Source organism: Mesorhizobium sp. WSM4841, assembly GCF_055811515.1.
The window spans coordinates 1-26,865 of sequence record NZ_JBVVQC010000021.1; the positions used below are offsets into that span (position 1 = coordinate 1).

The 26,865-nt window shown below is 62.3% G+C and carries 26 protein-coding genes; 19 read left to right on the top strand and 7 right to left on the bottom strand.

The features are described from left to right. Nucleotides 1–100 precede the first annotated feature (100 nt). Nucleotides 101–358, bottom strand: a complete 258-nt coding sequence (locus AC0L14_RS22240) for a hypothetical protein (RefSeq protein ID WP_473750774.1) — start codon at nucleotides 356–358, stop codon at nucleotides 101–103. A gap of 214 nt (nucleotides 359–572) precedes the next feature. Between AC0L14_RS22240 and AC0L14_RS22245 the strand changes: the two genes are divergently transcribed. The 18 genes from AC0L14_RS22245 (at nucleotide 573) to nuoG (ending at nucleotide 20,928) form a co-directional block, all read left to right on the top strand. After that, nucleotides 573–2,615, top strand: a complete 2,043-nt coding sequence (locus tag AC0L14_RS22245) for a family 16 glycosylhydrolase (protein ID WP_473750775.1) — start codon at nucleotides 573–575, stop codon at nucleotides 2,613–2,615. A 489-nt stretch (nucleotides 2,616–3,104) separates the two neighbouring features. Next, nucleotides 3,105–4,691, top strand: coding sequence for an adenylate/guanylate cyclase domain-containing protein (locus AC0L14_RS22250; protein ID WP_473750776.1), 1,587 nt, complete (start codon nucleotides 3,105–3,107; stop codon nucleotides 4,689–4,691). 180 nt (nucleotides 4,692–4,871) lie between these two features. Continuing rightward, nucleotides 4,872–5,375, top strand: a complete 504-nt coding sequence (locus AC0L14_RS22255; protein ID WP_473750777.1) for a ParB/Srx family N-terminal domain-containing protein — start codon at nucleotides 4,872–4,874, stop codon at nucleotides 5,373–5,375. A 424-nt stretch (nucleotides 5,376–5,799) separates the two neighbouring features. Continuing rightward, nucleotides 5,800–6,231, top strand: a complete 432-nt coding sequence (locus AC0L14_RS22260) for a CBS domain-containing protein (protein WP_473487326.1) — start codon at nucleotides 5,800–5,802, stop codon at nucleotides 6,229–6,231. Between the two features lie 278 nt (nucleotides 6,232–6,509). Continuing rightward, entirely contained in the window at nucleotides 6,510–7,010 is a 501-nt protein-coding gene (locus tag AC0L14_RS22265) for an NADH-quinone oxidoreductase subunit J family protein (RefSeq protein ID WP_473527961.1), read from the top strand. After that, nucleotides 7,010–7,312 (top strand): NADH-quinone oxidoreductase subunit NuoK, encoded by a 303-nt coding sequence (gene nuoK, locus AC0L14_RS22270; protein ID WP_123151419.1) that lies wholly within the window; start codon nucleotides 7,010–7,012, stop codon nucleotides 7,310–7,312. The genes AC0L14_RS22265 and nuoK overlap by 1 nt, the downstream gene beginning before the upstream one ends. Nucleotides 7,313–7,316: 4 nt before the next feature. Continuing rightward, a complete protein-coding gene (locus tag AC0L14_RS22275; RefSeq protein ID WP_473527962.1) occupies nucleotides 7,317–8,780 on the top strand; it encodes a monovalent cation/H+ antiporter subunit D family protein in 1,464 nt (487 codons plus the stop codon). Further along, nucleotides 8,777–9,031, top strand: a complete 255-nt coding sequence (locus AC0L14_RS22280; RefSeq protein WP_473527963.1) for a hypothetical protein — start codon at nucleotides 8,777–8,779, stop codon at nucleotides 9,029–9,031. The genes AC0L14_RS22275 and AC0L14_RS22280 overlap by 4 nt, the downstream gene beginning before the upstream one ends. Next, nucleotides 9,024–10,784, top strand: coding sequence for a Na(+)/H(+) antiporter subunit D (locus AC0L14_RS22285; protein ID WP_473750778.1), 1,761 nt, complete (start codon nucleotides 9,024–9,026; stop codon nucleotides 10,782–10,784). The genes AC0L14_RS22280 and AC0L14_RS22285 overlap by 8 nt, the downstream gene beginning before the upstream one ends. Nucleotides 10,785–10,791: 7 nt before the next feature. Then, complete coding sequence (locus tag AC0L14_RS22290; protein WP_473750779.1) at nucleotides 10,792–12,267, top strand: NADH-quinone oxidoreductase subunit M; 1,476 nt, start codon at nucleotides 10,792–10,794, stop codon at nucleotides 12,265–12,267. Beyond that, the gene (locus AC0L14_RS22295) at nucleotides 12,264–13,703 is read left to right on the top strand and encodes an NADH-quinone oxidoreductase subunit N (protein ID WP_473527966.1); all 1,440 of its coding nucleotides are present in this window, start codon (nucleotides 12,264–12,266) and stop codon (nucleotides 13,701–13,703) included. Before AC0L14_RS22290 ends, AC0L14_RS22295 begins: the two co-directional genes overlap by 4 nt. 152 nt (nucleotides 13,704–13,855) lie before the next feature. Beyond that, the gene (locus AC0L14_RS22300; protein ID WP_023800384.1) at nucleotides 13,856–14,221 is read left to right on the top strand and encodes an NADH-quinone oxidoreductase subunit A; all 366 of its coding nucleotides are present in this window, start codon (nucleotides 13,856–13,858) and stop codon (nucleotides 14,219–14,221) included. Further along, nucleotides 14,209–14,712, top strand: coding sequence for a NuoB/complex I 20 kDa subunit family protein (locus tag AC0L14_RS22305; RefSeq protein ID WP_027152448.1), 504 nt, complete (start codon nucleotides 14,209–14,211; stop codon nucleotides 14,710–14,712). Before AC0L14_RS22300 ends, AC0L14_RS22305 begins: the two co-directional genes overlap by 13 nt. Beyond that, the gene (locus AC0L14_RS22310; protein WP_128179632.1) at nucleotides 14,709–15,245 is read left to right on the top strand and encodes an NADH-quinone oxidoreductase subunit C; all 537 of its coding nucleotides are present in this window, start codon (nucleotides 14,709–14,711) and stop codon (nucleotides 15,243–15,245) included. Before AC0L14_RS22305 ends, AC0L14_RS22310 begins: the two co-directional genes overlap by 4 nt. A 28-nt stretch (nucleotides 15,246–15,273) precedes the next feature. Further along, nucleotides 15,274–16,488 (top strand): NADH dehydrogenase (quinone) subunit D, encoded by a 1,215-nt coding sequence (gene nuoD, locus AC0L14_RS22315; RefSeq protein ID WP_473527967.1) that lies wholly within the window; start codon nucleotides 15,274–15,276, stop codon nucleotides 16,486–16,488. A gap of 18 nt (nucleotides 16,489–16,506) precedes the next feature. Next, nucleotides 16,507–17,019: an NADH-quinone oxidoreductase subunit NuoE gene (locus AC0L14_RS22320; RefSeq protein WP_065007026.1), complete on the top strand. Its 513-nt coding sequence runs from the start codon at nucleotides 16,507–16,509 to the stop codon at nucleotides 17,017–17,019. A gap of 5 nt (nucleotides 17,020–17,024) precedes the next feature. Continuing rightward, nucleotides 17,025–18,290, top strand: coding sequence for an NADH-quinone oxidoreductase subunit NuoF (nuoF, locus tag AC0L14_RS22325; protein WP_128245415.1), 1,266 nt, complete (start codon nucleotides 17,025–17,027; stop codon nucleotides 18,288–18,290). 31 nt (nucleotides 18,291–18,321) lie between these two features. Continuing rightward, nucleotides 18,322–20,928: an NADH-quinone oxidoreductase subunit NuoG gene (gene nuoG / locus AC0L14_RS22330; RefSeq protein WP_473487335.1), complete on the top strand. Its 2,607-nt coding sequence runs from the start codon at nucleotides 18,322–18,324 to the stop codon at nucleotides 20,926–20,928. Nucleotides 20,929–20,957: 29 nt separating this feature from the next. Here the strand turns inward: nuoG and AC0L14_RS22335 are convergent, their stop codons facing one another. From AC0L14_RS22335 to nuoH, 3 genes are read right to left on the bottom strand one after another with little or no spacing between them, the layout of a single operon-like run. Then, nucleotides 20,958–21,398, bottom strand: coding sequence for a CBS domain-containing protein (locus AC0L14_RS22335; RefSeq protein ID WP_473487336.1), 441 nt, complete (start codon nucleotides 21,396–21,398; stop codon nucleotides 20,958–20,960). A gap of 39 nt (nucleotides 21,399–21,437) precedes the next feature. Beyond that, on the bottom strand, nucleotides 21,438–22,004 hold the full coding sequence (locus AC0L14_RS22340) for an NADH-quinone oxidoreductase subunit I (RefSeq protein ID WP_292396800.1): 567 nt from the start codon (nucleotides 22,002–22,004) through the stop codon (nucleotides 21,438–21,440). Between the two features lie 28 nt (nucleotides 22,005–22,032). Continuing rightward, the gene (gene nuoH, locus AC0L14_RS22345) at nucleotides 22,033–23,019 is read right to left on the bottom strand and encodes an NADH-quinone oxidoreductase subunit NuoH (RefSeq protein WP_123151391.1); all 987 of its coding nucleotides are present in this window, start codon (nucleotides 23,017–23,019) and stop codon (nucleotides 22,033–22,035) included. A 757-nt stretch (nucleotides 23,020–23,776) separates the two neighbouring features. Between nuoH and AC0L14_RS22350 the strand changes: the two genes are divergently transcribed. Beyond that, nucleotides 23,777–25,027, top strand: a complete 1,251-nt coding sequence (locus AC0L14_RS22350) for a hypothetical protein (RefSeq protein WP_473527968.1) — start codon at nucleotides 23,777–23,779, stop codon at nucleotides 25,025–25,027. Here AC0L14_RS22350 and AC0L14_RS22355 read toward each other — a convergent pair. The 3 genes from AC0L14_RS22355 to AC0L14_RS22365 are packed head-to-tail and all read right to left on the bottom strand — an operon-like array spanning nucleotide 25,008 to nucleotide 26,619. Further along, complete coding sequence (locus tag AC0L14_RS22355) at nucleotides 25,008–25,568, bottom strand: hypothetical protein (protein WP_473527969.1); 561 nt, start codon at nucleotides 25,566–25,568, stop codon at nucleotides 25,008–25,010. The two genes, AC0L14_RS22350 and AC0L14_RS22355, sit on opposite strands and share 20 nt — an antisense overlap. After that, complete coding sequence (locus tag AC0L14_RS22360) at nucleotides 25,544–26,137, bottom strand: hypothetical protein (RefSeq protein WP_473527970.1); 594 nt, start codon at nucleotides 26,135–26,137, stop codon at nucleotides 25,544–25,546. The genes AC0L14_RS22355 and AC0L14_RS22360 overlap by 25 nt, the downstream gene beginning before the upstream one ends. Then, nucleotides 26,134–26,619 (bottom strand): hypothetical protein, encoded by a 486-nt coding sequence (locus AC0L14_RS22365; RefSeq protein WP_473750780.1) that lies wholly within the window; start codon nucleotides 26,617–26,619, stop codon nucleotides 26,134–26,136. Before AC0L14_RS22365 ends, AC0L14_RS22360 begins: the two co-directional genes overlap by 4 nt. Between the last annotated feature and the right edge of the window lie 246 nt (nucleotides 26,620–26,865).

Genomic DNA, 26,865 nt, shown 5'->3' on the forward strand with positions numbered 1-26,865 from the left:
GAAGCCTCTTTGAATCACGCTAACCTGCGGCGGGCCACAAATTACACGCCGTCGTTAACCTGAACTCGTTGCCCTGCTTCCCCTTGTATGGCGTTGCCAATCAGCAATCTTCGGTGGTCTTCTTCATTCGCCCGGGGGCGGCGGTCTTGGCGTCCGTGTCCTGCTGACCAGGCGCGCAATCCTTGGCCGAGTTCGGGTTCGTGCCGCTGGTGGTGGTGGTGTCAGTCCCCTGATCGGTGCTAGGCGTGGTCGTGGTTGTGGTCATGGAGGTTCCGCCCGAAGTTCCGCTCGTCGTCTGGGCAAAGGAAAGCCCGGCGGAAAGCGCCAACACGGCCGAGGCCAAAAGGATTCGCTTCATATTCTTTCTCCTGTCTTAACACGACGCGCGCAGTATCGTGTGCCGGCTACGTCAACCGATTTGCGACTTCTCCCAAATCTCGTGAAGCGTTGGGGATAACCGCACTGACCCCATTTGCGGCGGAATCGGTGTCCATTACCGTTCCGTTAACAAATGCACGATTAGATCTTGGTGGGGTCACCGCGAAAATGTTGCGCGAACGAGGAGCCCATCAATGGCTGCGATTGCCCTTCCTGGCGATTGGACTGAACAGTACAAAGGATCGGAGCTGAACCTCTCCGGTTTCAAGCTCTCCTTTTCCGACGAGTTCAATACGCTTGATGTCGTGCCGAACAACGGCACCGGCAAGTGGTTCGCGCCTGTTCACGCCCCCGCTGGGGCCGCAAAGTACATGCCGCCGGTCGGAGAAACCAACCCGTTTTCCGTCTCTGACGGGCAGCTGACGATAACCATGAAGCAGGTGGACGGCGCCTGGCAGTCGGGAACGATGCAAACGGTTAACAGCGCCGGCGAGGGTTTCGCGCAAGAGTACGGGTACTTCGAGATGCGCGCCGCCTTTCACGGCGGGGCGGGAGCCTGGCCGGCTTTCTGGATGCTGTCGCCCGATCAGACTGTGCCACGCGTCGAGGTCGACATCGTTGAAGCGTATGGCGGCGATCCCGATGGTCATCACCAGGCGGTGCACTTGAGCAATAAGGAAAGCCACGCTTGGGAAAGCAACTATACGGGCCTCGACGGTTCGCTGTTCGACGGAGCGTTTCACACGTACGGCGCGAGGATAACGACCGACTGGATCACCACATATTATGACGGCAAAGAGCTGAGCCGCTTTCCAATGAGCGACTTTTTCCGCACGCCGCTCTATATGCTGGTCACGTTAAGCATGTATTCCTCCGAGCAGGCTTCCGGCACGTACGACATGGTCGTCGACTACGTCCGCGCCTATGCTGCGCCGGACGTGATGGAGCAGCACCCGACCGGGACGGATGCGGCGGATATCCTGAACGGCGGCAGCTTTGATGACGTTCTGGACGGCGGAGCTGGTGCTGACAAAATGTCCGGCGGTTTCGGCAACGATACCTACCGCGTCGACAACGCATTCGACGTAGTCATTGAGGCTCACGGCGCCGGCATCGATCTGGTCATCACCTCGATGACGTATTCGCTGTCCGGCCAGCAAATAGAGCAGCTCACGCTCACCGGCGTTGCCGACATCGACGCGATGGGTAACGAACTCGACAACAGGCTGGTCGGCAACGACGGCAGCAACCTGCTCGACGGCGGGGTCGGTATCGACAGCATGGAGGGCGGCGCGGGCGACGATACCTACTATGTCGACAATGCGCTCGACCGCCTGGTCGAGGGCGATGCGGCGGGCAACGATTGGGTGTTCAGCTCGAGCACCTATTCACTGCCACGCTATGTCGAAAATCTGACTCTCATCGGCCTTGGCGCTATCAATGGTCGCGGCAATTCTTCCGACAATGAGCTGACCGGGAACAATGGGAACAACACGCTGGACGGCCTTGCCGGCAACGACACCATAAGGGGCGGGGCGGGTAGCGACCGGTTAGCGGGCTATGATGGCGCCGACCTTCTCGATGGCGGGACCGGGGCCGACCTGATGAATGGCGGTGCCGGCAACGATACCTATTATGTGGACAATGTACTGGACACCGTCATCGACGAAGCGGGCCTCGACCAGATTTTCAGCTTGGTCACGTACTCACTGGCGGTCGATCGCAGGCTGGTAGAAAATCTGCGTCTGACCGGAAACGCCAACGTCGGAGCCACGGGGAATTCCCTCGACAACGTGGTCGACGGCAACGACAGCGACAACAAACTAGACGGCGGCCGAGGCAATGACACCGTGCTTGGGCAGGGTGGCAACGATGCACTAACGGGCGGCCTGGGCATTGACTGGCTTACTGGTGGCGCCGGCAACGATTTCTTCGTTTTCAGCGCGCCGCTCTCAGTGGCCAACCGCGACATCATCACGGATTTCAACCATACGGCCGATGCATTCAGGCTCCAGAATTCGGTAATGCAGGGGCTTGGAGCCACCACCGGAGCCCTCGAGCCAAGGTACTTCTTCGCTGGGACTGGCGCGCACGACGCCGACGACCACATCGTCTATGACAACGTTACAGGTGCGTTGTTTTACGATTCCAACGGAAACGTCGCAGGCGGCGTGACACAGCTCGCGACGCTGACGAACAGGCCGACGCTGCTGGCCGACGATTTTTTCGTGATCTGATCCGGCGCCTTCAGCGGTGCGCGTGAAAAAGAGATCGAGCGCACCGCTGTGACTTCTTGTTTGCGCATCGCTTTGTTCGAAAAACCGGTGACCTCTTTTTCGAGCGATGCTCCAAATTAGTTCTACTGCGTCATAAACTGTGTTGGGTGTCACCCCGGCATTCGTCACAGTCCGCAGTTGGCCGGGCGCCGAAGGATACGCTTCGCGGGACACTTTCTTTTCCGGCGCGCTCTCCGGCCGCAGAAGTCTCAACCTTGCCGGAGCGCATTCCGGGCCACAACCGACTTTGCGACTTCCCCTTCACTGATTCACGGCCCGTCTAGCGCCAGAATGCGAAATCCGCTGTGACGGTGGGGCTTAGCAACAACCGCTCAAGGTCGATCCGTCGTTGCAGGACTGACGTGTTTTCATCGAGCCAAGACTGGCGCTAGGTACCGTGCCGGGAATGAGCTATAATTCAGATGCTAATGACTGCCGGGCGCTTGGATAATGGCCGGAGTGGGTGAACAGATTGCGCGTCAGCAGCGAACCATGGGACCGCTCCTGGTGGCGGCAGTGGTCATCGGCCTTATAGGTCTGCCCGTCGCAGCCTGGCTCGACCTGCGAGACCTATCGGAACGGATGCTGCGCACGCAAGCCAGCGAAATCAGCCGGATCATCGATGAAATGCGCGGATTCTACGGCAGCGACGTTGTGGGACGCGTGCTGCAAGCAGACGACGCCGTGACCGCGACGCACAACTACCGGGACGTTCCAGGTGCGATCCCTATTCCAGCAACCCTCTCGATCGAACTCGGCAAGCGCATCAGCGCTCACGATGGGTCCGTCAAATATCGGTTCGTCTCGGATCTACCTTTCAAAGGTCGAGACCCCCACCAGCTCGATGTATTCGAGCGGAATGCGATCCTTGCTTTGCGCGCCAACCCGAGGGAGCCGATCATCGAAGTCTCGGGTTCGCTGTTTGACCGGCACGTCCGCGCCGCGGCCCCTGTTGTAATGGGACAAGTCTGCGTGACCTGCCATAACTCACACCCGGACAGCCCCAAGACGGACTGGAAGGTAGGGGATGTCCGAGGGATCCAGGAGATATCAGTCAATCAGCCTATCGCTGCGAACGTCCTCACCTTCAAGTATCTGCTCCTATATTTCGGCTTCGCGGCGGCGGCGGGCCTGACGTTCATTCTCCTGCAGCGTCGGCAGTCCGCCTTGGTTCAGGGCATCAACAAGGAGCTTTCCGAGGCAAACGACTTCCTGGCCGCGATTTCATTGAAGATCGCCAAATATCTTTCGCCTCAAATTTACAAAAGCATCTTCAGCGGCCAGAAGGACGTCACCATCGCGACCGAGCGCAAGAAGCTCACGATCTTTTTCTCCGACGTCAAGGATTTCACCGCGATCGTGGAACGGCTCCAGCCGGAGGACTTGACGCTTCTCCTCAACGAGTACTTCACCGAGATGTCGACAATCGCGCTCAAACACGGCGGCACCATCGACAAGTTCATCGGCGACGCGCTTCTTGTGTTCTTCGGAGACCCCGAGACGCAAGGCGTCGAGGAAGACGCGAGAGCCTGCTTGCGCATGGCTGTCGACATGCAGCATCGGCTGGAGCAGTTGAACCGGGTGTGGCATGACCGCGGAGTTGAACGGCCCTTCCGAGTTCGCATGGGCATCAACACGGGCTATTGCAATGTTGGGAACTTCGGTTCCGATGATCGGATGGACTACACGATCATCGGAGCCGAAGCGAACTTGGCGGCCCGTCTGCAGTCGATTGCCGAGCCCGGCGGCATCTGCCTCAGCTATGAGACTTACGCGCTCGTCCGCGACCTTGTCCGGGCGCGTCCGTTAGCACCGATTGCCATGAAGGGGATCAGCCGGGAGGTCGTCCCCTACGAAGTCGAGGGCCTCCTGGGTGAACTGGCCCAGCGCCCTCAGGTCATCAGCGAGCACGCGACTGGCCTCGACTTGTTCCTCGATGTCGAGGCAATCGACGAGAACGGGGTCGAGCGGGCGAAGAAACGACTTTCGGAGGCGCTCCTGGCCTTAACCATCCGAAACAAGCCCGCGGCTTTATAAATTTGAAGCGGCGGGACTGGCGCAGGACTCCCCGTTGCATGGGCCGATCGAAGTTCTTCGCAAACAATTGTTCTCCCACGAGAACAGCAGAGATTACAGAGACATAGCGGCCCTGCTATAATCGGGACTTGAAGCAGGCGGACGTACTTGGCCGATGAGCCTGCACGGAAAGGAACTCCGATGCAGGTGGAGCACGGCGATGAAGCCCTTATCGTTTTCGCGCCTGTGGCGGATGGGGCTGCTATCTCTCCGCCTGCTGTCGGTCAAATCGGCGGCGTCGGGAATGCTCCTCCTCGCCTCGCAGTGGAGTACCGTCCTGCCGCGGCTCTGATCCCTTACGAGAAGAACGCCCGCACCCACTCCGATGCCCAGGTGGCGCAGATCGCCGCCTCGATCCGGGAATTCGGCTGGACGAACCCGGTCCTGGTCGACGGCGCGAACGGTATCATAGCTGGCCACGGCCGCCTCCTGGCAGCGAGAAAGCTCGGCTTGCAGCAAGTACCCGTTATCGAACTCCTTGGCCTGAGCGAGGCGCAGAAAAGAGTCTTGGTCATAGCCGACAACAAGCTGGCGCTCAATGCCGGCTGGGACACCGAACTGCTGGGTCTCGAACTGGCCGACCTGGGCGAGCTTGGCTTCGATCTGTTCCTCACCGGCTTCGACGATTTGGAAATTGCCGCCTGACCAACATTGGTAAACCTGGCCTTACCGATCCAGATGACGTGCCTGACCCGCCGGAGCAGCCAACCACCCTCCCCGGCGATGTCTGGACGCTCGGCAAGCATCGGCTGATTTGCGGCGACAGCACCAATGCGAAGGATGGCCCCTGAGGGTCTTTAGTCGCTTTGCGAAGTTGTAGGCATCGAGGAAGGAGTCTGGCGCTCGGCGCTCTCGGCTGATCGATGAGCATCGGCGACGGCAAGGCGACCCCTGTAGCAGGCGGCGGTTTGTGTGAGCCAATCATGAAGGCCTACCGCCAGGAAGCACTGGTGCCTGAGCGCGCAAATCGGACTTGAAATATGAAGGCGCGCGGCGCACGATGGCGCAGAAATGCACCGAGAGGGAGACGGGGTCGAGGGCTGGAGCGTAGCAGCGCTTGGAGGAAGCCATGAACGTCAAAGCGATTCTCGAGGACAAGGGTCGAGCCGTCGAGACGATCGGCCCGAACGAGACGCTCGCCGTGGCGATCAACAGGCTCGCCGAACACAGGATCGGCGCACTGGTCGTTACCAATGATGATCGCAAGGTGGTCGGCATCGTGTCCGAGCGCGACATCGTCTGCGCCATGGACAAGTATGGGGCTGCGGCCCTGCAGCAGAGTGTCCGTCACGCAATGACCGCCAAGGTCAACCTCTGCACCGAGAACCACACGATCAACCAGGTCATGGAGATCATGACCACAGGCCGCTTCCGCCACCTGCCCGTGGTAAAGAACGGCCAACTCGACGGCATCGTCTCGATCGGCGACGTGGTGAAGAAGCGCATCGAGGAGGTCGAGCGCGAGGCCGAAGAGATTATTCACTACATCTGGGCGGGGTAAGCTCGCCAAAGGCCCGCCGTCTGGCCGCGACGTCCTTTTTTCAGGGTTTCTGATCCCGTGCCGAACCTCCTTCGGCAGCCTGAATAACGGATAGGCAGGCTGCGGGATCGCACACCATATCAGATGCTGAGACTTGGGCATAACGTAGCGCCAAACCATGCAATCTTGAGAAAAATTCGATACTAGGGCACAATTTGTAGACGCATCTGAAGTGCGCAGCTATCTCAAACCCGGCCGTCTTGCGCCGAGCGACAGATCGCGGCGGAGGGTCGGCGTCGATGGATCAGGCGTTCTTTCTTCTGTTCGCTGCGGCGTCCGTGATCACGGCACTGACCGTGGTCCTGGCGCGGAATCCGGTTCACAGCGCATTGGCGCTGATGGCGTGTTTCCTGCAGATATCGGCAATCTTCGTCTTGCTCGAGGCGCCGTTGCTCGCGGTCATCCAGATATTTGTCTATGTCGGCGCGATCATGGTCCTGTTCCTGTTCGTGATCATGATGATAGATGTGCGCGAAGCGGTGTTGCAGCGCTTCGTGCCGGGCGGCAACCTGCCGGCCATGGTGCTGCTCGTCCTGCTTGGGGTCGAGATGCTTGTGCTGGTGCTCTGGAGCGACCGCTTTTCGGTCACGGAGCCCGTCGTTGTGCGCGGCGGCGATCAGATCAGGCAACTCAGCACGACACTTTTCGCCGACTATCTCCTGCCGTTTGAAGCCGCCTCGGTCATCCTGCTGGCCGCCCTGGTCGGCGCCATCGTGCTGGCGCGGAAGGAGCAGGGGTGATGGTTCCGCTCTCGTGGTATATTTTGCTCGGAGTGGTCCTGTTCGTGATCGGAGCAGCAGGCGTACTGCTCAGGCGCAATATCCTGGTCGTGCTGATGTCGCTGGAGCTCCTGCTCAACTCGGTCAACATCAATTTCATCGCTTTCGGGCATTACGACGACGATTTCCGCGGGCAGATATTCGCGATCTTCGTCATCGCAATCACCGCGGCGGAGGTTGCCGTCGCCCTCGGCATCTTGGTTGCCCTCGTAAGGAACAAGTCCACTCTCAAGGTCGACGACGTGACCATGATGAAAGGATAGCGGCTTGGAACCGGTGATATCGATCCGGCCGCTGCTTGCCGTCGGCGTTGCGGGCCTGGCGGCCCTGGCCGTTCTCCTTCTGAACAACCGCGAGAAACTCCGCGATGTCGTCTCGCCGTTGGCCGCGATCGCCATGTTCGCAATTGTCGCCTCGATGGCGCCCACGGTGCTGGCGGGCGGGACGGTCGATTTGCGCCTGTTCGAGATTCTGCCGGGGATTGACTTCGCTTTCCGGGTCGATGCGCTCGGCATGGTGTTTGCCACCGTCTCGTCGCTCTTGTGGATCGTGGCGGCGATCTATTCCATAGGCTACATGCGCCACTTGAACGAGCACGCGCAGACCCGGTTCTTCGCCTGCTTTGCCGCCAGTCTCGCGGCGGCCGTCGGAGGCGCCTTCGCCGCCAATCTGTTCACGCTGGTGATCTTCTACGAGGTGCTCAGCCTCGTCACCTATCCGCTCGTCTATCACCACGAGGACGAAGAGGGATGGACGGGCAGCCGGAAGTACCTCGTCTATCTGATGGGCGCGTCGAAGAGCGTCCTGCTCGCAGCGCTGGCGCTGACCTACCATCTGGCGGGGTCGCTCGACTTCGTGCCAGGCGGGCTGCTAGCCGGGGTCGATGCCTCGCCGGCGCTGCTGACCGTGGTCTACTTCTGCTATCTGTTCGGCTTCGCCAAGGCCGCGGTGATGCCGATGCACGCCTGGCTGCCTGCCGCGATGGTGGCGCCAACGCCGGTCAGCGCGCTCCTGCATGCAGTGGCCGTGGTCAAGATGGGCGTGTTCTGCGTGCTGCGGGTGGTTTTCCATGTCTTCGGCACAGGGCTGGTCGGGGAGTTGGGCCTTGGCGTAGCCACGGCCTATCTGGTTTCGTTCACGATCCTGATGGCGTCGGTCTACGCCCTGACGCGGGACGACCTGAAGGCTCGGCTCGCCTATTCGACGGTCAGTCAGCTCTCCTACATCGTGCTGGGCGCGGTTCTGCTCTCGCCGGTCGCGATGGTCGGCGGGATCATTCACATCGCGGCGCACGCCTTCTCCAAGATCACGCTCTTCTTCTGCGCCGGATCGATCTATTGCGCGTCTGGCAAGCGGAACATCAGCGACATGGCCGGCATCGGCCGCAGGCTGCCCTGGACGATGGGGGCGTTCTTCGTGGCCTCGCTCAGCATGATCGGGGTGCCGCCGACCGCGGGCTTCGTCAGCAAGTGGTATCTGGCGCTGGGCTCGGTGGAGGCGGGGGAGATTGCGTTCCTGGTCGTGCTCTTGGTGAGTTCGGTCCTGAACGCCGCCTACTTCCTGCCGGTCAGCTATGTCGCTTTTTTCGGGACGGAGACACAGGAAAGTCCGGCGACGGTCCGTGAAATTCCGATGGTGACGATCCCGCTGGTCGCGACCGCGATCCTGTCGGTGTCGATGGGTATTTTCCCCGGCTATTTTCTCACCCTGGCGGAAGGAGTGGTCAGATGATCAGGCGTGTCGTCGATTTCTTTGGTGAGGCGAGATACGCGGAGCAACGCCGCCGGCTGTTTTATCTGGCGCTCGTTCTGATCGTCATCGCCGATTTTCTGGTCCCCCGCGAACACGCTGAATACCTGTGGGACCGCTTGCCGGGCTGGTCGGCCGTCTATGGCTTCTTGTCCTGCGTCCTGCTGATCTTCGTCTCCAAGTTCCTCGGCCATCGGGGCGGGTTGATGCGGCGCGAGGACTATTATGATTGACTTCGTCCATCCCGCCCTGCTGTTCATTCTTGGCGCCCTGCCGATCCCTTTCCTGAAAGGATCAATCCGCAAGGCCTATCTGCTGCTGATCCCGGCGCTGGCGATCCTCGCCGTGCTCACCGCGCAGCCGGGCAGCTATGGCGTGGCGGAGTTCATCGGGCAGGAAATCCTGATTGCGAAGGTCGACAAGCTGAGCATCGTCTTCGCCACCGTTTTCACCATCATGGCGCTGATCGGCATGGTCTATGCGCTGCACCTGACGGGCGCCGGAGAGCATGTGGCGGCGTTCGTCTATGCTGGCAGCGCGCTCGGCGTGGTGTTTGCTGGCGACTACCTGACCCTGTTCTTGTTCTGGGAAGCCATGGCGTTTGCCTCTGCCTATCTGGTTTTCGCCCAGGGAGGCGAGCAGGCGATCCGCGCCGCGTTCCGCTACCTCATGGTCCATATCACTGGCGGCGTCGCCCTGCTCGGCGGCGTCATTCTCCACGGGCTCGCCACCGGCTCTTTCCTCTTCGGCCCGATCGAGGGGGGGATGGACGTCGCCGCCTACCTGATCCTTGCCGGGTTTATGCTCAACGCCGCGGTGCCGCCGCTCAACGCCTGGCTGACTGACGCCTACCCGGAGGCGACCGTCACCGGGGCGGTGTTCATGAGCGCCTTCACCACCAAGACCGCCGTCTACGTGCTGGCGCGGGCGTTTCCGGGGACCGAACTTCTGATCTGGCTCGGCACCATCATGGCGCTTTACGGCGTCATCTACGCGGTGCTGGAGAACGACTGCCGGCGGCTCCTGGCCTATCACATCGTCAGCCAGGTGGGCTACATGGTGGCGGGCGTCGGCATCGGTACCGAGATGGCGGTTAACGGGGCTTCCAGCCATGCCTTCGCGCATATCCTCTACAAGGCGCTCCTGTTCATGGGCGCGGGGGCGGTGATCTACGTCACCGGGCGGCGCAAGCTCACCGAGCTCGGCGGGCTCTACAGGACCATGCCGCTGACCGTGGCGCTCTACATGGTCGGCGCCTTCGCGATCTCGGCATTTCCGTTCTTCTCGGGCTTCGTCACCAAGTCGATGGTGGTCGCCGCCGCCGGGCAGGACCACCGCGCGCTGGTGGTGTTAGCGCTCACCATGGCGTCGTCGGGAACCTTCCTGCACACCGGGCTGAAGCTGCCCTACTACATGTTCTTCGGCACCGACCGGGGGCTTCAGGCGCGCGAGCCGCCCCGCAACATGCTCGTTGCGATGGGCATGGCGGCGGTGCTCTGCATTGCGATCGGGGTTTTCCCCCAGCCGCTCTACTCGCTTCTGCCCTATCGGGTCGACTTCGAACCCTACACCGGCGTCCATGTCACCGAGAGCCTCGGTGTGCTGATGTTCACCGCACTGGGCTTCGTGCTGTTCCTCAGGGCGCTCGACCCCGAGAACACGATCAGCCTCGACACCGACTGGTTCTACCGCAAAGGCGCGCGGCATTTCATGTGGCTCGCCGAAAAACCGTTGGCGCGCTACGAGCAGGCGGTGAGCGACATCTCCGAGACCGCGGTGCTGCCCTTCCTGCACGGAACCGCACGGGCTGGACTGCGGATCGATCTCAACGGTGTGGACGCCGTCGTCAACGGCGTCGCCCGTTCGATCCTGCGCGGTGGCGGCGCGCTGCGACAGTTGCAGACCGGCGTCGTGACCCATTACGCGCTGGCGATGATCGTCGGTGTGATCGCAGCCATCGCCGTCTTCGCCGTGGTGTGGCGGTAAGGGTGCGATGGCGTTCCCGCTGCTTAGCCTCATCGTGTTCATGCCCGCCGCCGGGGCAGCGGTTTTGATGTTTCTCCGCAACGACGATGCGGTGCGGTGGACGGCGCTGGGCGTCACCGTCCTCGACTTTGCTCTCTGCATCGTCATGCTGGCCGGCTTTGACACCACTACCCACGAGATGCAGTTCACCGAGACGCGCCCCTGGGTGCCCGCGCTCGGGATCACTTACGCGCTTGGCATCGACGGAATCAGCGCGCTCTTTGTGTTCCTGACCGCGCTGTTGGGCTGGATCTGCGTGCTCGCCTCGTGGGTGGCGATCGACCGCAAGGTGAAGGAGTTCATGGTCAGCCTGCTCACCATGCAGGCGCTGATGCTGGGGGTTTTCTGCGCGCTCGACCTGTTCCTGTTCTACGTCTTCTGGGAGGCGATGCTGATCCCGATGTACGTGATCATCGGCGTCTGGGGCGGCGACGGCCGGGTCTATGCGGCGTTCAAATTCTTCCTCTACACGCTGGCGGGCAGCCTTCTGTTCCTGATCGGGGTCATCGTGCTCTATCTCCACGGCGGCGAGACCTTCGACATCCTCGCCCTGACGGCGCAGGATTTGCCGTTCCGGGTTCAGTCCTGGCTGTTCTTTGCTTTCCTGATCGCTTTCGCAGTCAAGGTGCCGATGGTCCCGGTCCATACATGGCTGCCGGACGCCCATGTGCAAGCGCCGACGGCGGGCAGCATCATCCTCGCCGGAGTGCTCCTGAAGATGGGCGCCTACGGGTTCCTGCGGTTCTCGCTGCCGATGCTGCCGGAGGCGTCGGTGCACTATTCGACGCTGATGCTGGCCCTTTCGGCGCTTGCGATCGTCTATGGCGGGTTACTTGCCTTGGCGCAGGATGACCTCAAGAAGCTGGTGGCCTATTCCAGCATCAGCCACATGGGCTTCGTGACGCTGGGGATTTTCACGTTGAACCTCCGCGGGCTCGAGGGCGGCATCCTGCAAATGTTCAATCATGGCGTAACGACGGGCGCGTTGTTCCTGTTCGTCGGCCTGATCTACGAGCGGACCCATACCCGCAGCATCGCGGATTATGGCGGGCTGATGAAGGCGGCGCCGGTCTATACCGCGTTTCTTGCGCTGTTCACCCTGTCGTCGATGGCGCTGCCGGGAACGAATTCGTTCGTGGGCGAGTTGCTGGTGCTGTCAGGCGCGTTCGCGGCCAATCTGGCTGTCGGCGCCGCCGCCGTTCTGGGGGCTCTGCTGGGCGCGGCCTACCTGCTTGGCATGTATAGGAAAGTCGCGCTCGGTCCGGCCAGCGTCGGCGCGCGGTTCAAGATACGCGACGTGAACGCCCGCGAACTGGTGGCGATCGTGCCACTGGCCGCCTTCGTGCTCTGGGTCGGGCTCTATCCGAAACCCTTTCTCGACATCATCGACGCATCGGCGAAGCATCTGCTCGCGCAGGTGCACGGCAGGGGGGGCAACCCGTGACCGACGCCGCGCTCTACCAGTCGATCCTTGCGAGCCTGCCCGAGATCGTCGTGGTCACCGGCGCCTGCATCCTCCTGATCCTGGGTCAGATTCTGCCAAAGGGGCGGGGGCATTTCCTCGTCTGGGCTTCCGCTGCAACCGTCCTGGTTGCGGCCCTGGCGACACTGTTACTGGCGGGCGAGGTGCGGTCGGCCTATTCGGGCATGTTTATCGCCGACCGCTTCGCGGTTTTCTTCAAGATGGTGTTCTACCTTTCGACCATCCTGACGTTCCTCCTGTCGCGAAAATATGCCGAGATCGAGCGGATCGCGTTGAGCGAATACTATGTCCTGCTGCTCTTTGCGCTTTCCGGCATGATGATCATGGCCTCGGCAACCGATCTTCTGTCGGTCTATGTCGGCCTCGAGTTGATGTCGCTCTCCACCTATGTGCTCACCGGCTTCCTCAGGAAGGAGCGGCGGTCGAACGAGGCGGCGCTGAAATACGTGGTTCTCGGCGGGGTCTCGACGGGAATCTTCCTCTACGGCGTCTCGCTGATCTACGGGATCACCGGCACGACGCAGCTGGACGGGATGGCAGCGGCGGTGACCGGCGACCCGCTCGATCCCGGATTGCTTCTGGCGGTGGTCTTCATCGTCGCGGGGCTGGTCTTCAAGGTCGGCGCCGTGCCGTTCCACATGTGGGTGCCGGACGTCTATGAAGGCGCCCCGACGACGATCACCGCCTTCATGTCAGTGGGCCCCAAGGCGGCGGGGTTCGCGGTGATCCTGCGCGTGTTCCTCAACCCGCTGGTCGCCGCTTCCGACGCCTGGATCATCGTCGCGGTGATCGCGGTGGTGACGATGGCGCTCGGCAGCTTCGTGGCGCTGGTGCAGGACAATTTCAAGCGCCTGCTCGCCTATTCCAGCATCGCCCATGCGGGCTTCGCGCTCTTCGGCGTGGTGGCGGGTGGCGCCGACGGGATTGCCGGCGTGATGCTCTACCTGCTGATCTACGCCTTCATGAATCTCGGTATCTTCGGCATCGTCATCATGATGCGGAATGGCGATTTCTCCGGCGAGGTCATCGAGGACTACGCCGGCTTCGCCAAATCGCATCGCGGGTTGGCGCTTCTGATGCTGCTCTACCTGTTCTCGCTCGCCGGCATTCCGCCGACAGCCGGGTTCTTCGCCAAGTTCTACGTGCTGGTCGCGCTCGTCGAGCGGGGTTTCGTCACGCTGGCGGTGATCGCGGTGCTGCTGAGCGCCGTCGCCGCCTACTTCTACATCCGCATCGTCATGGTGATCTACATGCGCGAGCCGGAGCGCGCGTTCGAGCCTGCCCTGACGCCGTCCGTCCGCGCCACGCTCGCCTTGACCGCCGCCGGCACCATCGGCATCGGACTGTTTCCGGCGTGGTTTCTGAGGCTTGCCCAGAGTTCCGTGTTCGGCGGTTGACTACGATTGGATTTGCAATGAACCGGCCAACCGAATAGTCTTGGCGCTACGAAAGGATGCCCTAGTCGCTGCACGAGGGCCGCACCGCCGGCCAGAAGATTGGTCGGTCGCAGCTTGAGCAAGCCCTCGGTGGGTGACCGGGGCAGCGCGACATGACTGGAATGGAATTCCTGCCGGTTCTCTTCATGGTCGCCGGAATTGTGCTGGTGGCCGTGGCGACGCTGTTCGTCTCCTCGCTCCTGCGCCCGTCCAACCCCTATCCCGCGAAGAACATGCCCTATGAGTGCGGTATGGACCCGGCCGGCGAGGCCGCCGGGGGCCGCTTCAGGGTGCAGTTCTTCATCCTCGCAATCCTGCTGGTGGTGTTCGACGTCGAGGCGATGTTCCTGTTTCCCTGGGCGGTCGTGCTGAAGGAGATCGGGCTCGTCGGCTATGTCGAGATGTTTGTCTTCATGCTGCTGCTTATCGTGGGCTTCGCCTACGCCTGGCTGAAAGGAGCGCTGGAATGGGAGGAGTAGGCGAAACGATCCGCGACAGCGTGCTGTTCACCACCGCCGACAGCGTCATCAGCTGGAGCCGGCGGTCGGCGCTCTGGCCCGAGACCTTCGGGATTGCCTGCTGCGCCATCGAGATGATTTCGGCCGGCTGCGCCCGCTACGACCTCGACCGCTTCGGCGTGGTGTTTCGGCCTTCGCCGCGCCAGTCCGACGTGATGATCATCGCCGGCACGGTGACGCGGAAGTTCGCTCCGGTCGTGCGCCGGCTCTTCGACCAGATGCCGGAGCCACGCTGGGTCATCGCCATGGGCACCTGCGCGATCTCGGGCGGGGTCTACAACACTTACGCCGTGGTGCAGGGGGCGGAGACTTTCGTGCCGGTGGACGTGCATGTGCCCGGCTGCCCGCCGCGGCCCGAGGCACTGATGCATGGCATCCTTCTGCTCCAAGAGAAGATCAAGAGGTCCCGCGCGCTGGCCGGGACGCCTCTGGATCGGGTTGCAGCCTCATGAGCGTGGAGACGTCCCTCATCCGCACCCTGATCGCGGAACGTTTCGGGGGGGAAATCGAGGAGCTTGGCTTCTCGCATGGGGTTCACGCTTTCGCCTCACCGCCTGACATGATCGTCGAGCTTTGCCAATTCCTGAAGGGCCATCCGACGCTGCGGTTCGATTTCCTGTCCGACATCTGCGGGGTCGACCATTATCCCGAAACGCTGCGCTACGAGGCGGTGTACCACCTCTATTCGCTGCCGAACAAATGGCGCGTTCGGATCAAATGCCGCCTCGGCGATCCGCCGCGGGTCCCGTCGGTGACGGGGGTCTGGCGGACCGCCAACTGGCACGAGCGCGAGGCCTGGGATATGTATGGCATCCGGTTCGAGGGCCATCCCGACCTGCGCCGGATCTACATGTGGGAAGGCTTCGAGGGCTTTCCGCAGCGCAAGGACTTTCCGCTCCGGGGCTACAAGGACACGCTGAACCCGTTTGGCGCGGAAGGCCCGCCGCCGACGCAGCCCGATCTCGCCACCAAGGACATTCCATAAGGGAGGCCGTTCGACGCCGGGAAGTGAGATGACCGAAGTCACGGAACTGAGCAGGCAGGCAGGTGAAGCGCTCGACACAAAGGAGGTGCTTCTCAACCTCGGCCCGCAGCATCCCAGCACGCATGGGGTGCTGCGGCTCGTCCTTGAGCTGGACGGCGAGTATGTCGCGCGCGTGGACCCACACATCGGCTACCTCCACCGCGGCACCGAAAAGCTGGCCGAGAGCTTCACTTACACCCAGATTTTTCCGCTAACCGACCGGCTCGACTACCTCTGCCCGCCCTCGAACAACCTCGCTTTCGCGCTAGCGGTGGAGAAGCTCCTGGGCATCGAAGCGCCGATCCGCGCGCAATATATCCGCGTGCTGATGGCCGAACTCGCGCGGATCTCCGGTCACCTCCTGATCACCGGCGCGTTGCCGATGGACCTGGGCGCCATGACCGCGTTGGTTTACGCCATGCGCGAGCGTGAAATGATCATGGACCTGTTGGAGATGATCAGCGGGGCGCGTATGCACACCTCTTTCTGCAGGGTCGGCGGCGTGCGCGAGGATCTGCCTGACGGATTCTTCCCCAAGATCAGGGAGTTCTGCGACATCTTCCCGAACCGGATCCGCGACTATGAACGGCTGGTCGAGAACAACCGGGTGTTCCTGAAGCGCACGCAGGGGATCGGCGTGATCTCCGCCGAGGACGGCATCGATCTTGGCCTGAGCGGCCCGAACCTGCGGGCCTCGGGCGTCGACTGGGACATCCGCCGCGACGAGCCCTATGAGATCTACGACCGGTTGGCTTTCAACGTCATTACCCGCGATGAGGGTGATTGCTACGCGCGCTGGCGATGCCGCGTCGAGGAGATGCGCGAGAGCGTCCGGATCATCGAACAATGCCTCGACCAGATGCCCGAGGGGCCGTTCCAGATCGATATGCCGACAATCGCTTTCCCGGTGAACAAGGACAAAGTACACTGCTCGATGGAGGCGCTGATCCAGCATTTCGACCTCTCGGCCTATGGCTTCAAGGTACCGAAGGGCGAGGTCTATTCGGCGATCGAGGCGCCAAAGGGCGAGCTCGGGTTCTACATCATCAGCGACGGGTCGCAAAAACCGTTCCGGATGAAAGTGCGGGCACCGTCATTCGTCAACCTTCAGGGACTGTTCGGGGTCGGCAATGCCCGCTACCTGGCGGACATGATCGCCGTGCTGGGCAGCCTCGACCCTGTGATGGCCGAGGTGGACAAGTAGCAGGAGATTTTGGACGCGATGAACATGCGTGAACAGATCGAGGCGGCGGCGGCGCGGTATCCCGACCAGCGCTCGGCGATCATGCCCGCGCTTCTGATCGCGCAGAAGGAACATGGCCACCTGCCCGGCCCGGTGTTGGAAGAGGTCTCCGACATCCTCGGTGTCGAGCGGGTCTGGGTCTACGAATTGGCGACCTTCTACACCCTTTTCCACACCGAGCCGGTGGGTCTGTTCCACCTGCAACTCTGCGACAACCTCTCCTGCATGCTGCGCCGATCCGAGGACCTGCTGAGGCATCTGGAGACTGTGCTGGGGATCGAAAAGGGCGGCACGACCCCGGACGGGCTGTTCACGCTTTCGACCGTCGAATGCCTCGGCGCTTGCGAGATGGCCCCGGTGATGCAGGTCGGCGACGACTATCACGGCGACCTCGACATTGCGCGGATCGACGCGCTCTTGGACAGGCTGCGCGCGGCGGCAGGGCAAGCGACTGGCGCCGAACTCGCCGCCGCAGGACCGCCGGGTGAATAGCCGCCATGTTCGAACCGGTCCTTCTCAGAAACATGGACGTGCCGGATGGCCATCTGCTTTCGAGCTATGAGGCGGGCGGCGGCTACCAGGCGCTGGCGAAGGCGCTGCGCGAGCACACGCCCGACGAGATCATCGACCTCGTCAAGCAATCGAACCTGCGCGGTCGCGGCGGCGCCGGATTCCCGACCGGGTTGAAATGGAGCTTCGTGCCGAAACGGGCCGACAAGCCGAAATACCTGTGCTGCAACGCCGATGAGGGCGAGCCCGGCACGTTCAAGGACCGGATCATCATGGAGCGTGATCCGCACCAGCTAATCGAGGGCATGGCGATCAGCGCCTACGCGATCGGGGCGGAAACCGCCTATGTCTACATCCGCGGGGAATACGTGCTGGCGATCCACCGGCTGGAGCAGGCGATCGCCGAGGCCCATGCGAAGGGTTATCTGGGAACACGGATTCTGGGCTTGGATTTCAATTTCGTCGTGCACATCCATTGCGGCGCCGGGGCATATATCTGCGGCGAGGAGACGGCGATGCTCGACTCGCTCGAAGGCAAGCGGGCGCAGCCCCGTCTGAAACCGCCATTTCCGGCGGTCGCGGGGCTCTACGCCAGCCCGACCGTGATCAACAATGTCGAGACTCTGGTCTGCGTGCCGCATATTGTGGCGCGGGGGCCGGACTGGTTTCGCGGCATCGGCCCTGACAAGAGCCCCGGTCCGAAGCTTTATTGCCTCAGCGGGCACGTGCGGAAACCGGGCCTTTACGAACTGCCGATGGGCATATCGCTGCGTGAACTGGTCGAGGACCGCGCGGGCGGGCCGCCGCCGGGGCGCAGGATCAAGGCGGTGATCCCCGGCGGGGTCTCGGCGCCGCTGATCCCGGAGCGCGGGCTGGATGTCGGGATGGACTTCGACTCGCTGGCTGCGGTCGGCTCGATGCTTGGCTCGGCCGGGGTGATCGTGATCGACGACTCGACCTGCATGGTCAAGGTCGCCACCCGGATCATCGAGTTCTTCCACCACGAGTCCTGCGGCAAGTGCACGCCGTGCCGCGAAGGGCTCAACTGGGTTGTGAAAGTGCTGCGTCGGGTCGAGGCGGGACAGGGCGTGCCGGACGATCTGGAACAGCTGGAGGCGCTCTGCAAGGGCATTTTCGGCAACACGTTCTGCGCTCTTGGCGACGGCGCGGCTATGGGGCTGCGGGCGGCACTGGCGCATTTCGAGCATGAATTCGTCGCCCATATCGAGGAGGGCAGGTGCTCGTTTCACTAAGGAGCGCGCAGGGAGAAGGCCGCAAGAAGTCATGGTTAGCGTCACGATCGATGAACAAACGCTGGAAGTGGAGGCAGGCTCTACGGTGCTGCAGGCCGCCGAGCGTTTGGGCATCGAAATCCCGACCTTCTGCTATCTGAAGCGGCTGCCGGCGCTGGCCTCCTGCCGCATGTGCCTGGTAGAGATCGAAGGGCAGCGGCGGCTGCAGCCTTCCTGCGCCGCCGCGGTCACCGACGGCATGGTAGTGCGGACTAACACGCCGCTGATCGACGAAACGCGCTCTTCCATGCTCGACATGCTGCTCGCCAACCACCCCCTCGACTGCCCGATCTGCGACAAGGGCGGCGAGTGCGAGCTTCAGGACATGGTGATGGCATACGGGCCCCGGGAAAGCCGGTTCCGCGATGCCAAACGTGTGTTCCACTCCGAGGACATCCGTCTCAGCCCGGTCATCATCATGAACGTCAACCGCTGCATCCAGTGCCAGCGCTGCGTCCGGATGTGTGAGGACGTGGTCGGCGCAGTCGCCTTGGGCACCGTTGAGAAAGGCATGGATACCGCCGTCACCGGCTTCGAGGGCAGTCTCGCGAGTTGCGACCAGTGCGGCAATTGCGTCGAGGTCTGCCCGGTTGGCGCACTGATGAGCTTCCCCTATCGCTACAAGGCGCGGCCCTGGGATCTGGTCGAGACCGACACGGTCTGCCCGCATTGCGGCACCGGTTGCCAGCTCACCGTCGGCGCGCGCAAGGGCGAGTTCATGCGGGTCCGCTCGAAGTGGGAGCATGGCGTCAACCGCGAAACGCTTTGCGTTCGGGGGCGCTTCGGCCTCGACTTCGTCGGGAGCCGGGACCGGATCAAGCGGCCGATGATCCGTCGTGACGGCGCACTGGTTCCGGTTTCCTGGGACGAAGCCGGGGACTACCTGCGCCGAGGCCTGTCGGCCGTTGAGAGCAAGGCTGCGGGCGGGCTGGCCTCGCCGCGCCTGCCCAACGAGGTGCTTTATCAGTTCCAGAAGCTGATGCGGATGGTATTCCGGACCAACAACATCGACTGCTCGTCGCGCTGGTCCACGCCCTTCGAGACGCTCGGCCCGTTGGTGGCGGGCTTCTACACCCGCGCGCCGCTGGAGGAGGTGATCGGCAACGACTGCGTGCTTGTCGTCGGTGGCAACGTGACCGACGAGAACCCGGTCACTGAATACCTGCTGCGAGACAGCGCCCGGCGGCGGCAGACCGGGTTGCTCATGCTCTCGGCGCGGCCATCCCGTCTGGACGCCGATGCCCGGGTGGTCGTTCGCGTTCGGCCGGGCGGTGAGGCAGCGAGCCTTGCCGCGGTAGTGGCCGGGCTGGTGGCGGCGGCTGGTCAGGCCTTGCCGCGTGACGTTTTTGCCGACAGGGGCGCGACAAGCGGTGGGCCGGAAGCGACCGCAGAGAGTAACGGGCCGGACCGTCTGGTCGCCGCGCTGCTGGAAGGCCGCAGCGTCACCGTTCTTGTCAGCGCCGACCTTCTGAGGCTTTCCGAAGCGCGCGCAACGCTGCAGCAGCTCACCAACCTGTTGCGGGTTCTCCGCGTGCTCGGCAAGGGCCCGGCGATGCAGTTCCTCTTCGACCGAGCCAATCAGCTGGGCGCCTGGGACATGGGGGTTCTGCCGGCGGCCCTGCCGGGGCTGCGCCCGGTCGGCGATCACACGGCGCGCACAGCTCTCATACGGGCCTGGGGCGCCGAAATTCCGCCTGAGCCGGGCGCGGATCTCGACGCAATGCTGGCGCTTTGTGACAAGGGGCGGGTAGGCGCGCTTTATATCGTCGGAAGCGACCCCCTGATGACCTATCCCGACCGGGGATTCGTCAAGCGGGCGCTTGATGCCACCGATCTCCTGATCGTGCAGGACACCTTCCTCACCGATACCGTGGGTCTGGCCGATGTCGTCCTGCCTGCGGCGGGTTATGGAGAGGAATCCGGCACCTTCACCAACAACGAGGGCCGGATCCAGGCGGTCCGCAAGTTCCGCGAACCCGCCTTCGAGGCGCGGGGCAATCTGGCGATCTTGGACTTCGTCGCAGCGCTCCGCAACCAGGCAATGCAACCGTCGATGCAAGGCGAAATCTTCCGCGAGATTGCCCGGCTGGTTCCGGCCTACCAAGGGCTGACGCAGGACGGGCTTGGCGCCGACGGAGCATTCACCACGGCGGACCCGACGCCGCCGGCTGGCGAGTTCTTCGCCCTTCCGCCTAACCCGAATGCGGCCGACCGGCTCATGTTGGTCACCGGCAACTGCCTGTTCCACAATGGATATCTCTCCGAACGCTCGGAGATCCTAAATACGGTGGCGGATGACCCATATGTTGAGATGAGCGCGTGGGACGCCGCGCAGCTTGGCCTTTCGGATCGCGATCAGGTGATCGTACGATCCACCCAGGGCGAACTGAGGGCGCAGCTCAAGGTCAACAGGCATTTTCCCGGGGGGCTCGTGTTCGTGCCGGAAAACTATAGAGACCTGCGTCTCAACAGCCTTATGCGGCGGGGCGAATACCCTTGTCCGGTGGAGGTTCAAAAGGCGCACGCTGCCTTCGCCACCGGAGTCGAGGCGCGCCCTGAAAGTCGCGGCCGAGGCATTGCCGAGCTTCCGGGCAGTTAACCCTAACCGGCTCCCCCGGGTTTGTATCCTCAGTGATAAGGGGTCCCGGCAATGTAATCGCTCAACGCTTGCTCGGTACGGAGCAATTCGTCGAGCCGGTGCTTGACCACGTCGCCGATGCTCACCACGCCGACAGAAGCGTCGCCGTCCATGACCAACACATGGCGCGTGCGTCGGTCGGTCATGAGCGACATCACAAAGGGCAGCAAATCCTGTGTCGAACAGGTCACCACACTGCGGTTCATGATGTCGGCGACCCGCATTGTGGGCGCCTCGATTCCGTATTCAGCCACCGCATAGCAGCAGTCCCGCTCCGACAGCGTGCCCAAGCATTCCCCGGGCGAACGGCTGACGACCACGAATCCGATGTTGTTGTCCCGAAACAGCCGCAGGACTTCTACGACCGTCTGATCTGGTGTGACCGAGATGAGCTCGGGAGATTTGGTTTTCAAGATTTGGTAGACAAGCATCTGAGCCTCCTGTGCTCCGGCTTGACGGCTACCGCGCGTTCACGTTCGGCGGATATTCCGCCACCAGTTGTATCCCTGCGGCTCACTCGTCTCGACCAGCACGTCCTGTTCGGTGTTCAGGCGCGCCGCGACCACACCGCCGCCGGTCGTCGCCTTGCCCGGTTTGCCGAGCAGATCGTCACGTCCGACCACCAGGTCACGCGAGGAAAAACTCGAGAATTCGTACTCTTGGCCAAGCGCGATCGCGTCGGCCGGGCAGGCGTCCTCGCACAGCCCGCAGAACAGGCAGCGGGCCATGTCGATCTCGAATTTTGCTGGATGCCGGTTGCCCTTCTCGTCCTCGTAGGGAATGACTTCGATACAGTCGCAGGGACAAATCCGCGCGCAGAGCTCGCAGGCCACGCACTTGATCTCGCCCTCTTCGTCGCGCGTCAGGAAGTGATGCCCGCGGTAACGCGAATAGGGCAACCATTTTTCCTTGTCAGGATACTGCATGGTCACGGATCTGGAGAACATGTAGCCGAAGGTCAGCGCCAAGGCGCCCGCCAGATCGGCGAAGAACGCCCAGCCGATCCATGCTCCACTTCTGTCCAGTGCGCGCGACATAGCGCCTCGCTACGAGCCGCTGCTATCCCTAAAGGAAAGCAACACCAGTTATAATTATGTTCCCCAGTGACAGTGGAAGCAAGACTTTCCAACCGATCGCCATCAGTTGGTCGTATCGATAGCGCGGGAAGGTGAAGCGGAACCACATAAACACATAGAGGAAGAACGCGACCTTGAGCGCGAACCAGAGGAGCGGTGGCAACGGGATCAGCACGCCGTTCCAGCCGCCGAAGAACAGGATGACCGACAGGACCGACACCAGCAGCATGACGGCGTATTCGCTGACCATGAAGAACGCAAAGCGGATGCCGCTGTATTCGGTATGGAACCCGGCCCCCAGATCGCCTTCCGCCTCCGCTAAGTCAAAAGGTATGCGCTGCGCTTCGGCCAGCCCGGCGACGAAGAATACGAAAAACCCGACCGGTTGGTAGACGATGTTCCAGACATCGGCCTGCGCCCGTACGATCTCGAGCAGGCTCATGGATTGCGCCAGCATTACCACGCCGATGACCGCGAACCCCATCGGGATCTCGTAGCTGATCATCTGCGCGCAAGTCCTGAGGCTGCCCAGGACCGCGTATTTGCTGTTCGCGGCCCAGCCGCCGAAGATGACGCCATAGACCTCGATCCCGATCACCGCGAAGACGAAAAGGAGCGCCACGTTCATGTTGGAGACGTAGAGCGTGATCTCGGCGCCGAGGACCGAGACGCTTTCGCCGAAGGGGATCGCGACGAACACCACGAAGGGCGGGGCGAGCGCCAGGATCGGCGCCAGTTTGAACAGGAAGCGGTCGGCTTCGGCCGGGATGTGGTCCTCTTTGGTCAAGAGCTTGATGCCGTCCGCCACCGGCTGCAGCAGCCCGTGCCACCCCACGCGCATCGGCCCCATCCGCTGCTGGATGTGCCCGGCGATCTTGCGTTCGAGCCACGTCAGCGGCAAGGGCAGCAGCAGCAGGATCGCAATCAGCAACGCGACCTTGAATGCGATCAGGCCAAGGGCGAAGACAAGTTCCATAATCCGCAGCTACGTGTTCAACGGGTTGAGACTTACGACACTGAGCACTTGCGCTTGTCCGGCTTCGCGGGAACGGCAGTCTGCCGGCGGCGACGCAACTTGTGCAATGGTATCACAGTCTTACCGTTGCTGGCCACGGTGTGTGTCGCTTGGGACCCAAACTGGCTCTGTCGCAAAGCTTTCTTTGCCCCTCTATCGCGTCGCGAGAAGTGGTTAGCTGATGGCGTGGGTCGCCACGCTCTCCGGCGAAGCCGAAATGATCCGCGCGCCACGGCTGGCAGGGGGATGAAGAAATTCGCTCCAAGAGCGATGGTTTCGGCGATGCGGTGTGCTGGCGCGCCGAGTGGAAGTGCTACCGCCCGCCGGTTTTGCCGGCGCACGGAGAATGTTGGATTGCAGTTCCCTCCCCTCCGCCATTTGCACCCTGCCCTAAGTTTTCCTTTTGAATTTGTAGGTGCACGAACCTTTCAGAAGTACGGGTTTTGAAGAAATGCTGTCGCTGCCGTTTCGGATGAAAGAGAGTCTCATCGCGTTATTCTCCAAACTTGGGAGCCTGTGAATCTTGGTTCACAGGTTTTGGGACATGCCCGTCGGGTCAGGCCCGGAAAAGCGGATGAGGTAAACTTGCGTTACCTCCGATCAAATTCAACCTCAGGTGGTTTGAATTTTGACGAACCGCCTACAGGAATGGAGGAGGACCGACCGGCGAACGCGGTCTTAAAGTCCAGGACCGGAGCACGAAAGCCACCCCGACGCGATGACCACGACGATTGAAGACATATACCGGCCACTGGCGTTAACCGGGCGGTTGCTTGTCCAGTGCTGGCCGCAGCTTTTGCTTGTCGGCTGCCTCGGCATGATCGCTCATGATCTGCTGCTTCAGGGCGCCGTGACGATTGGCCTCCAATTCCCACTGGGCGGGATGGCCATACTGTCGCTGGTGGTTCTCGCTAAGCTGACGGTATTGGTCATGATGTTCGTGGTGCTCCGGCCGCACATGCCGGCGGTCGCGGCACTGAGACAAAAAGCAAAAAAGCAAGCGGACGAAACAAAACGCGAGCCGATCCTGGCGATTACCGCCGCCGCGATCCTGCCGTTCTTCGCCTACTATGCCGCCTGGGGTTTCCTTGGCGATACGGTTCGCGAATATTCGCGCATGGCGCTGGCCCAGGCCGATCTCGGCAAAAGCGTCGATATCTTCGCCATTCTTCAGTCAAGCGGCGTGGTACTGTCGATCGCCATATGCTGGCTGGTGCGTTTTGCCGCCAAGCGACTGAATGCGCGCGCCTCGCACCCCTACTGGCGGCTGCTGATCGTAGGGACGGACGCAACTTGGGTCTTCATCGGTCTCTACGCGCTCGGCGTATGGAAAGACCAGCTCATCCGCTGGCTCGGCGCAGGCGCCGCGCTGCAACAGCTCAGCCTCGATTTGCTTGCGCCGGTAAGCCAGGCGGCTGCGGCCGGCCAGTTCGTTCCCGTGGAATTCCGGCCGCTTTCCTTCGGCGAGCAGCTTCAGAATCTTTTCTTTTTCGCGTTGCTGCCGATTGTCTGGCTGGTGATGGCGGCGATCATCAACGGCTATGAACTTTCCGCGCCGGCCGCTCCCGGTCCTGCGCCCTCGCGCGCGACCTCCTGGCAGAAGTGGCTCAAGGATTTCACGGCTCACTTCGTTGGCGGCTACCGCAGCCGCTACTCGCCGGTCTGGACTTGCCTCAAGCTGACGCTCAGTGCCGGCCTTGCCACGCTTGTCACCTTCGTCATCGCCTATCAGGCCATCTCCTGGGCCGGCGCCTGGATATGGTATGGCCTGACAAGGCTGATCGGAGCGCATGATCTCGGGACCTGGCAGATCTTCGCCGATACCATCAGCCTGTTCATCGGCAGCCCAAGCGAACTCGACGGAGGAATCCTGCTCGACGCGGTCCGGGTCGCGCTGCTTGCAGCCGTGCTCGAGACTACAGTCGCCATGGCTGGCGAGGCGCGTGGCGTCAGGTCTGCGGCTCGCTGACGCTGAGATAATTCGGCAGTGCCGAGTAGAGGGCAATCGATAGCGTGAGGCTGCTCGCCGCATGTGGGATCGAAAAGCTGGCAGCCATCCGTGCCGGTTTGCCGGGTTCCGTCGCCGCGAATGCCATGCCGCCACACAGGGACCGTTGCTCGGCCGCCGGATATTGCGTCCTGACCACCGGATCGGCAAATAGGGTTGGCCGCCATTCGCGACCGCTCCCATCGGAAAGCCGCACCTCGCATGGAACGGCGCCGAGCGCTTTCGGGTCAGCAGCGAGAGCTTCGAATTCGGCAAGGACGACGGCGCTTCCCTCGCTGCCTGCCAGCCTGGTGAGGCGCGTCACGGTCCAGCTTGCGCCGGCATAATCGATCGGTTGCCCCAACGTCCCAGATAGCGGCTGCCGCAAATGTTGGGAGCGCCAGTCCTTGATGCTTCCCCACGTCTGCGCGGCTAGCGCGGCAGGCAGTGCGACCACCAGCGCCATCATGCTCAGCCAGTAGACTCGCCGCGTTGACGTCACCTTTGCGGGAGAACTGTCCATGGCGGCCTCTCTTCGTTGCGGCGGATGGTGATCGCGGGCTCGATGTCCTTGCCGGAAACATCCGTGGTGATGCGGATCTCATCGTCGAGCGGCAGCAATTTTGTGCCTGCGACCACCACGGTCCCGCCGGCGACGGCATCCTCCGGCACTTCGAACATTAGAAGGACACGGCGTGGGAGGCCGGGCTGGTAGGCATCGCCTGGCATCATTTCGATCGTAGCCGGCACCCGGTCGGTCAGGACATAGCGGACGCCGCTGCTGCTCAGCCACTCGCCCGATGTGAGACCCAAGGTCTCGAATTTCGCCTCGGCCTCGCCTTCCACCACAACCCATACGCCGGAACTCGTGTAGGTCTTTGACTTCCCGAAGGTCTCGACATTGAGAACACGCGCTGCCCTGGCGCTGTCCAGCGAAAGCGCGAACGCGCTAGCCTCCACACGCTTGTTCATGCCACCTGAAGAGACGATCGGCGATGTAATGTCGCTGTACAGCGGACGCGTATGCTGCATGCCGTAGAGCACGGCGGCAGCGAACAGTATCGCAAGCGCCGAACGCACTATGCGCATCATGGCGCCTTCTCCACCGGCAGATCGACCGTCGCAACGGGATCACGGTCGTACCACCCGCTTGCGCCGTAAAGATTGTCGCGCAGCTTGTAGATCTGGCCGGTGACGGTGACCGTCACCTTGTCCGGCACGGGCACACCGGCCGGCCACTCCCAAGCCATCGTCAGGCGTTCCGGCATGTTGGGATTGAAGTATCCCGCCAGATACTTGTCGCGATCGAGATAAACCGTTGGCATCGGCAGCTTTTGCGCCGGCGCGCTGAGCGTGACGACGCGGTAGAGCACGTTGTTCGGTGTGGCGGAACGGTTCACCACATCCAGATCCACCATCACAAGCTGTACGGGTTGCGATGGGGGAACGCCTGTCGGCGGCACTGTTCCGACACGTGCCGTTCGCAAGGTCACAAACCAGCGACCGGAATCGATCTGCTGGCCCGCTTGCACAACCGGCACCTTTGGCGGATGGGCAGCTTCGTAGAGCGTCATCGAAAACGAGATTGCCGATGCGGCCAGCCCGCCCAGGCCTGCAATCAAAAAAGCATACAGCCTTTGCCGTACTGTCGTTCGTGTCTGTCCAGTCATGCGCGGTGCGGTATGCGATGGTCCTCAAGCCAGCCTTATACGATGCGAGCTACGCCATCGGACAATAATTGTTACATCGTTTAAACAGCAGCGCTGTCATCTTAAGGGGGTTCAGTGCAGGGACAACCAGCCGCGCAATCGGACCTTGGT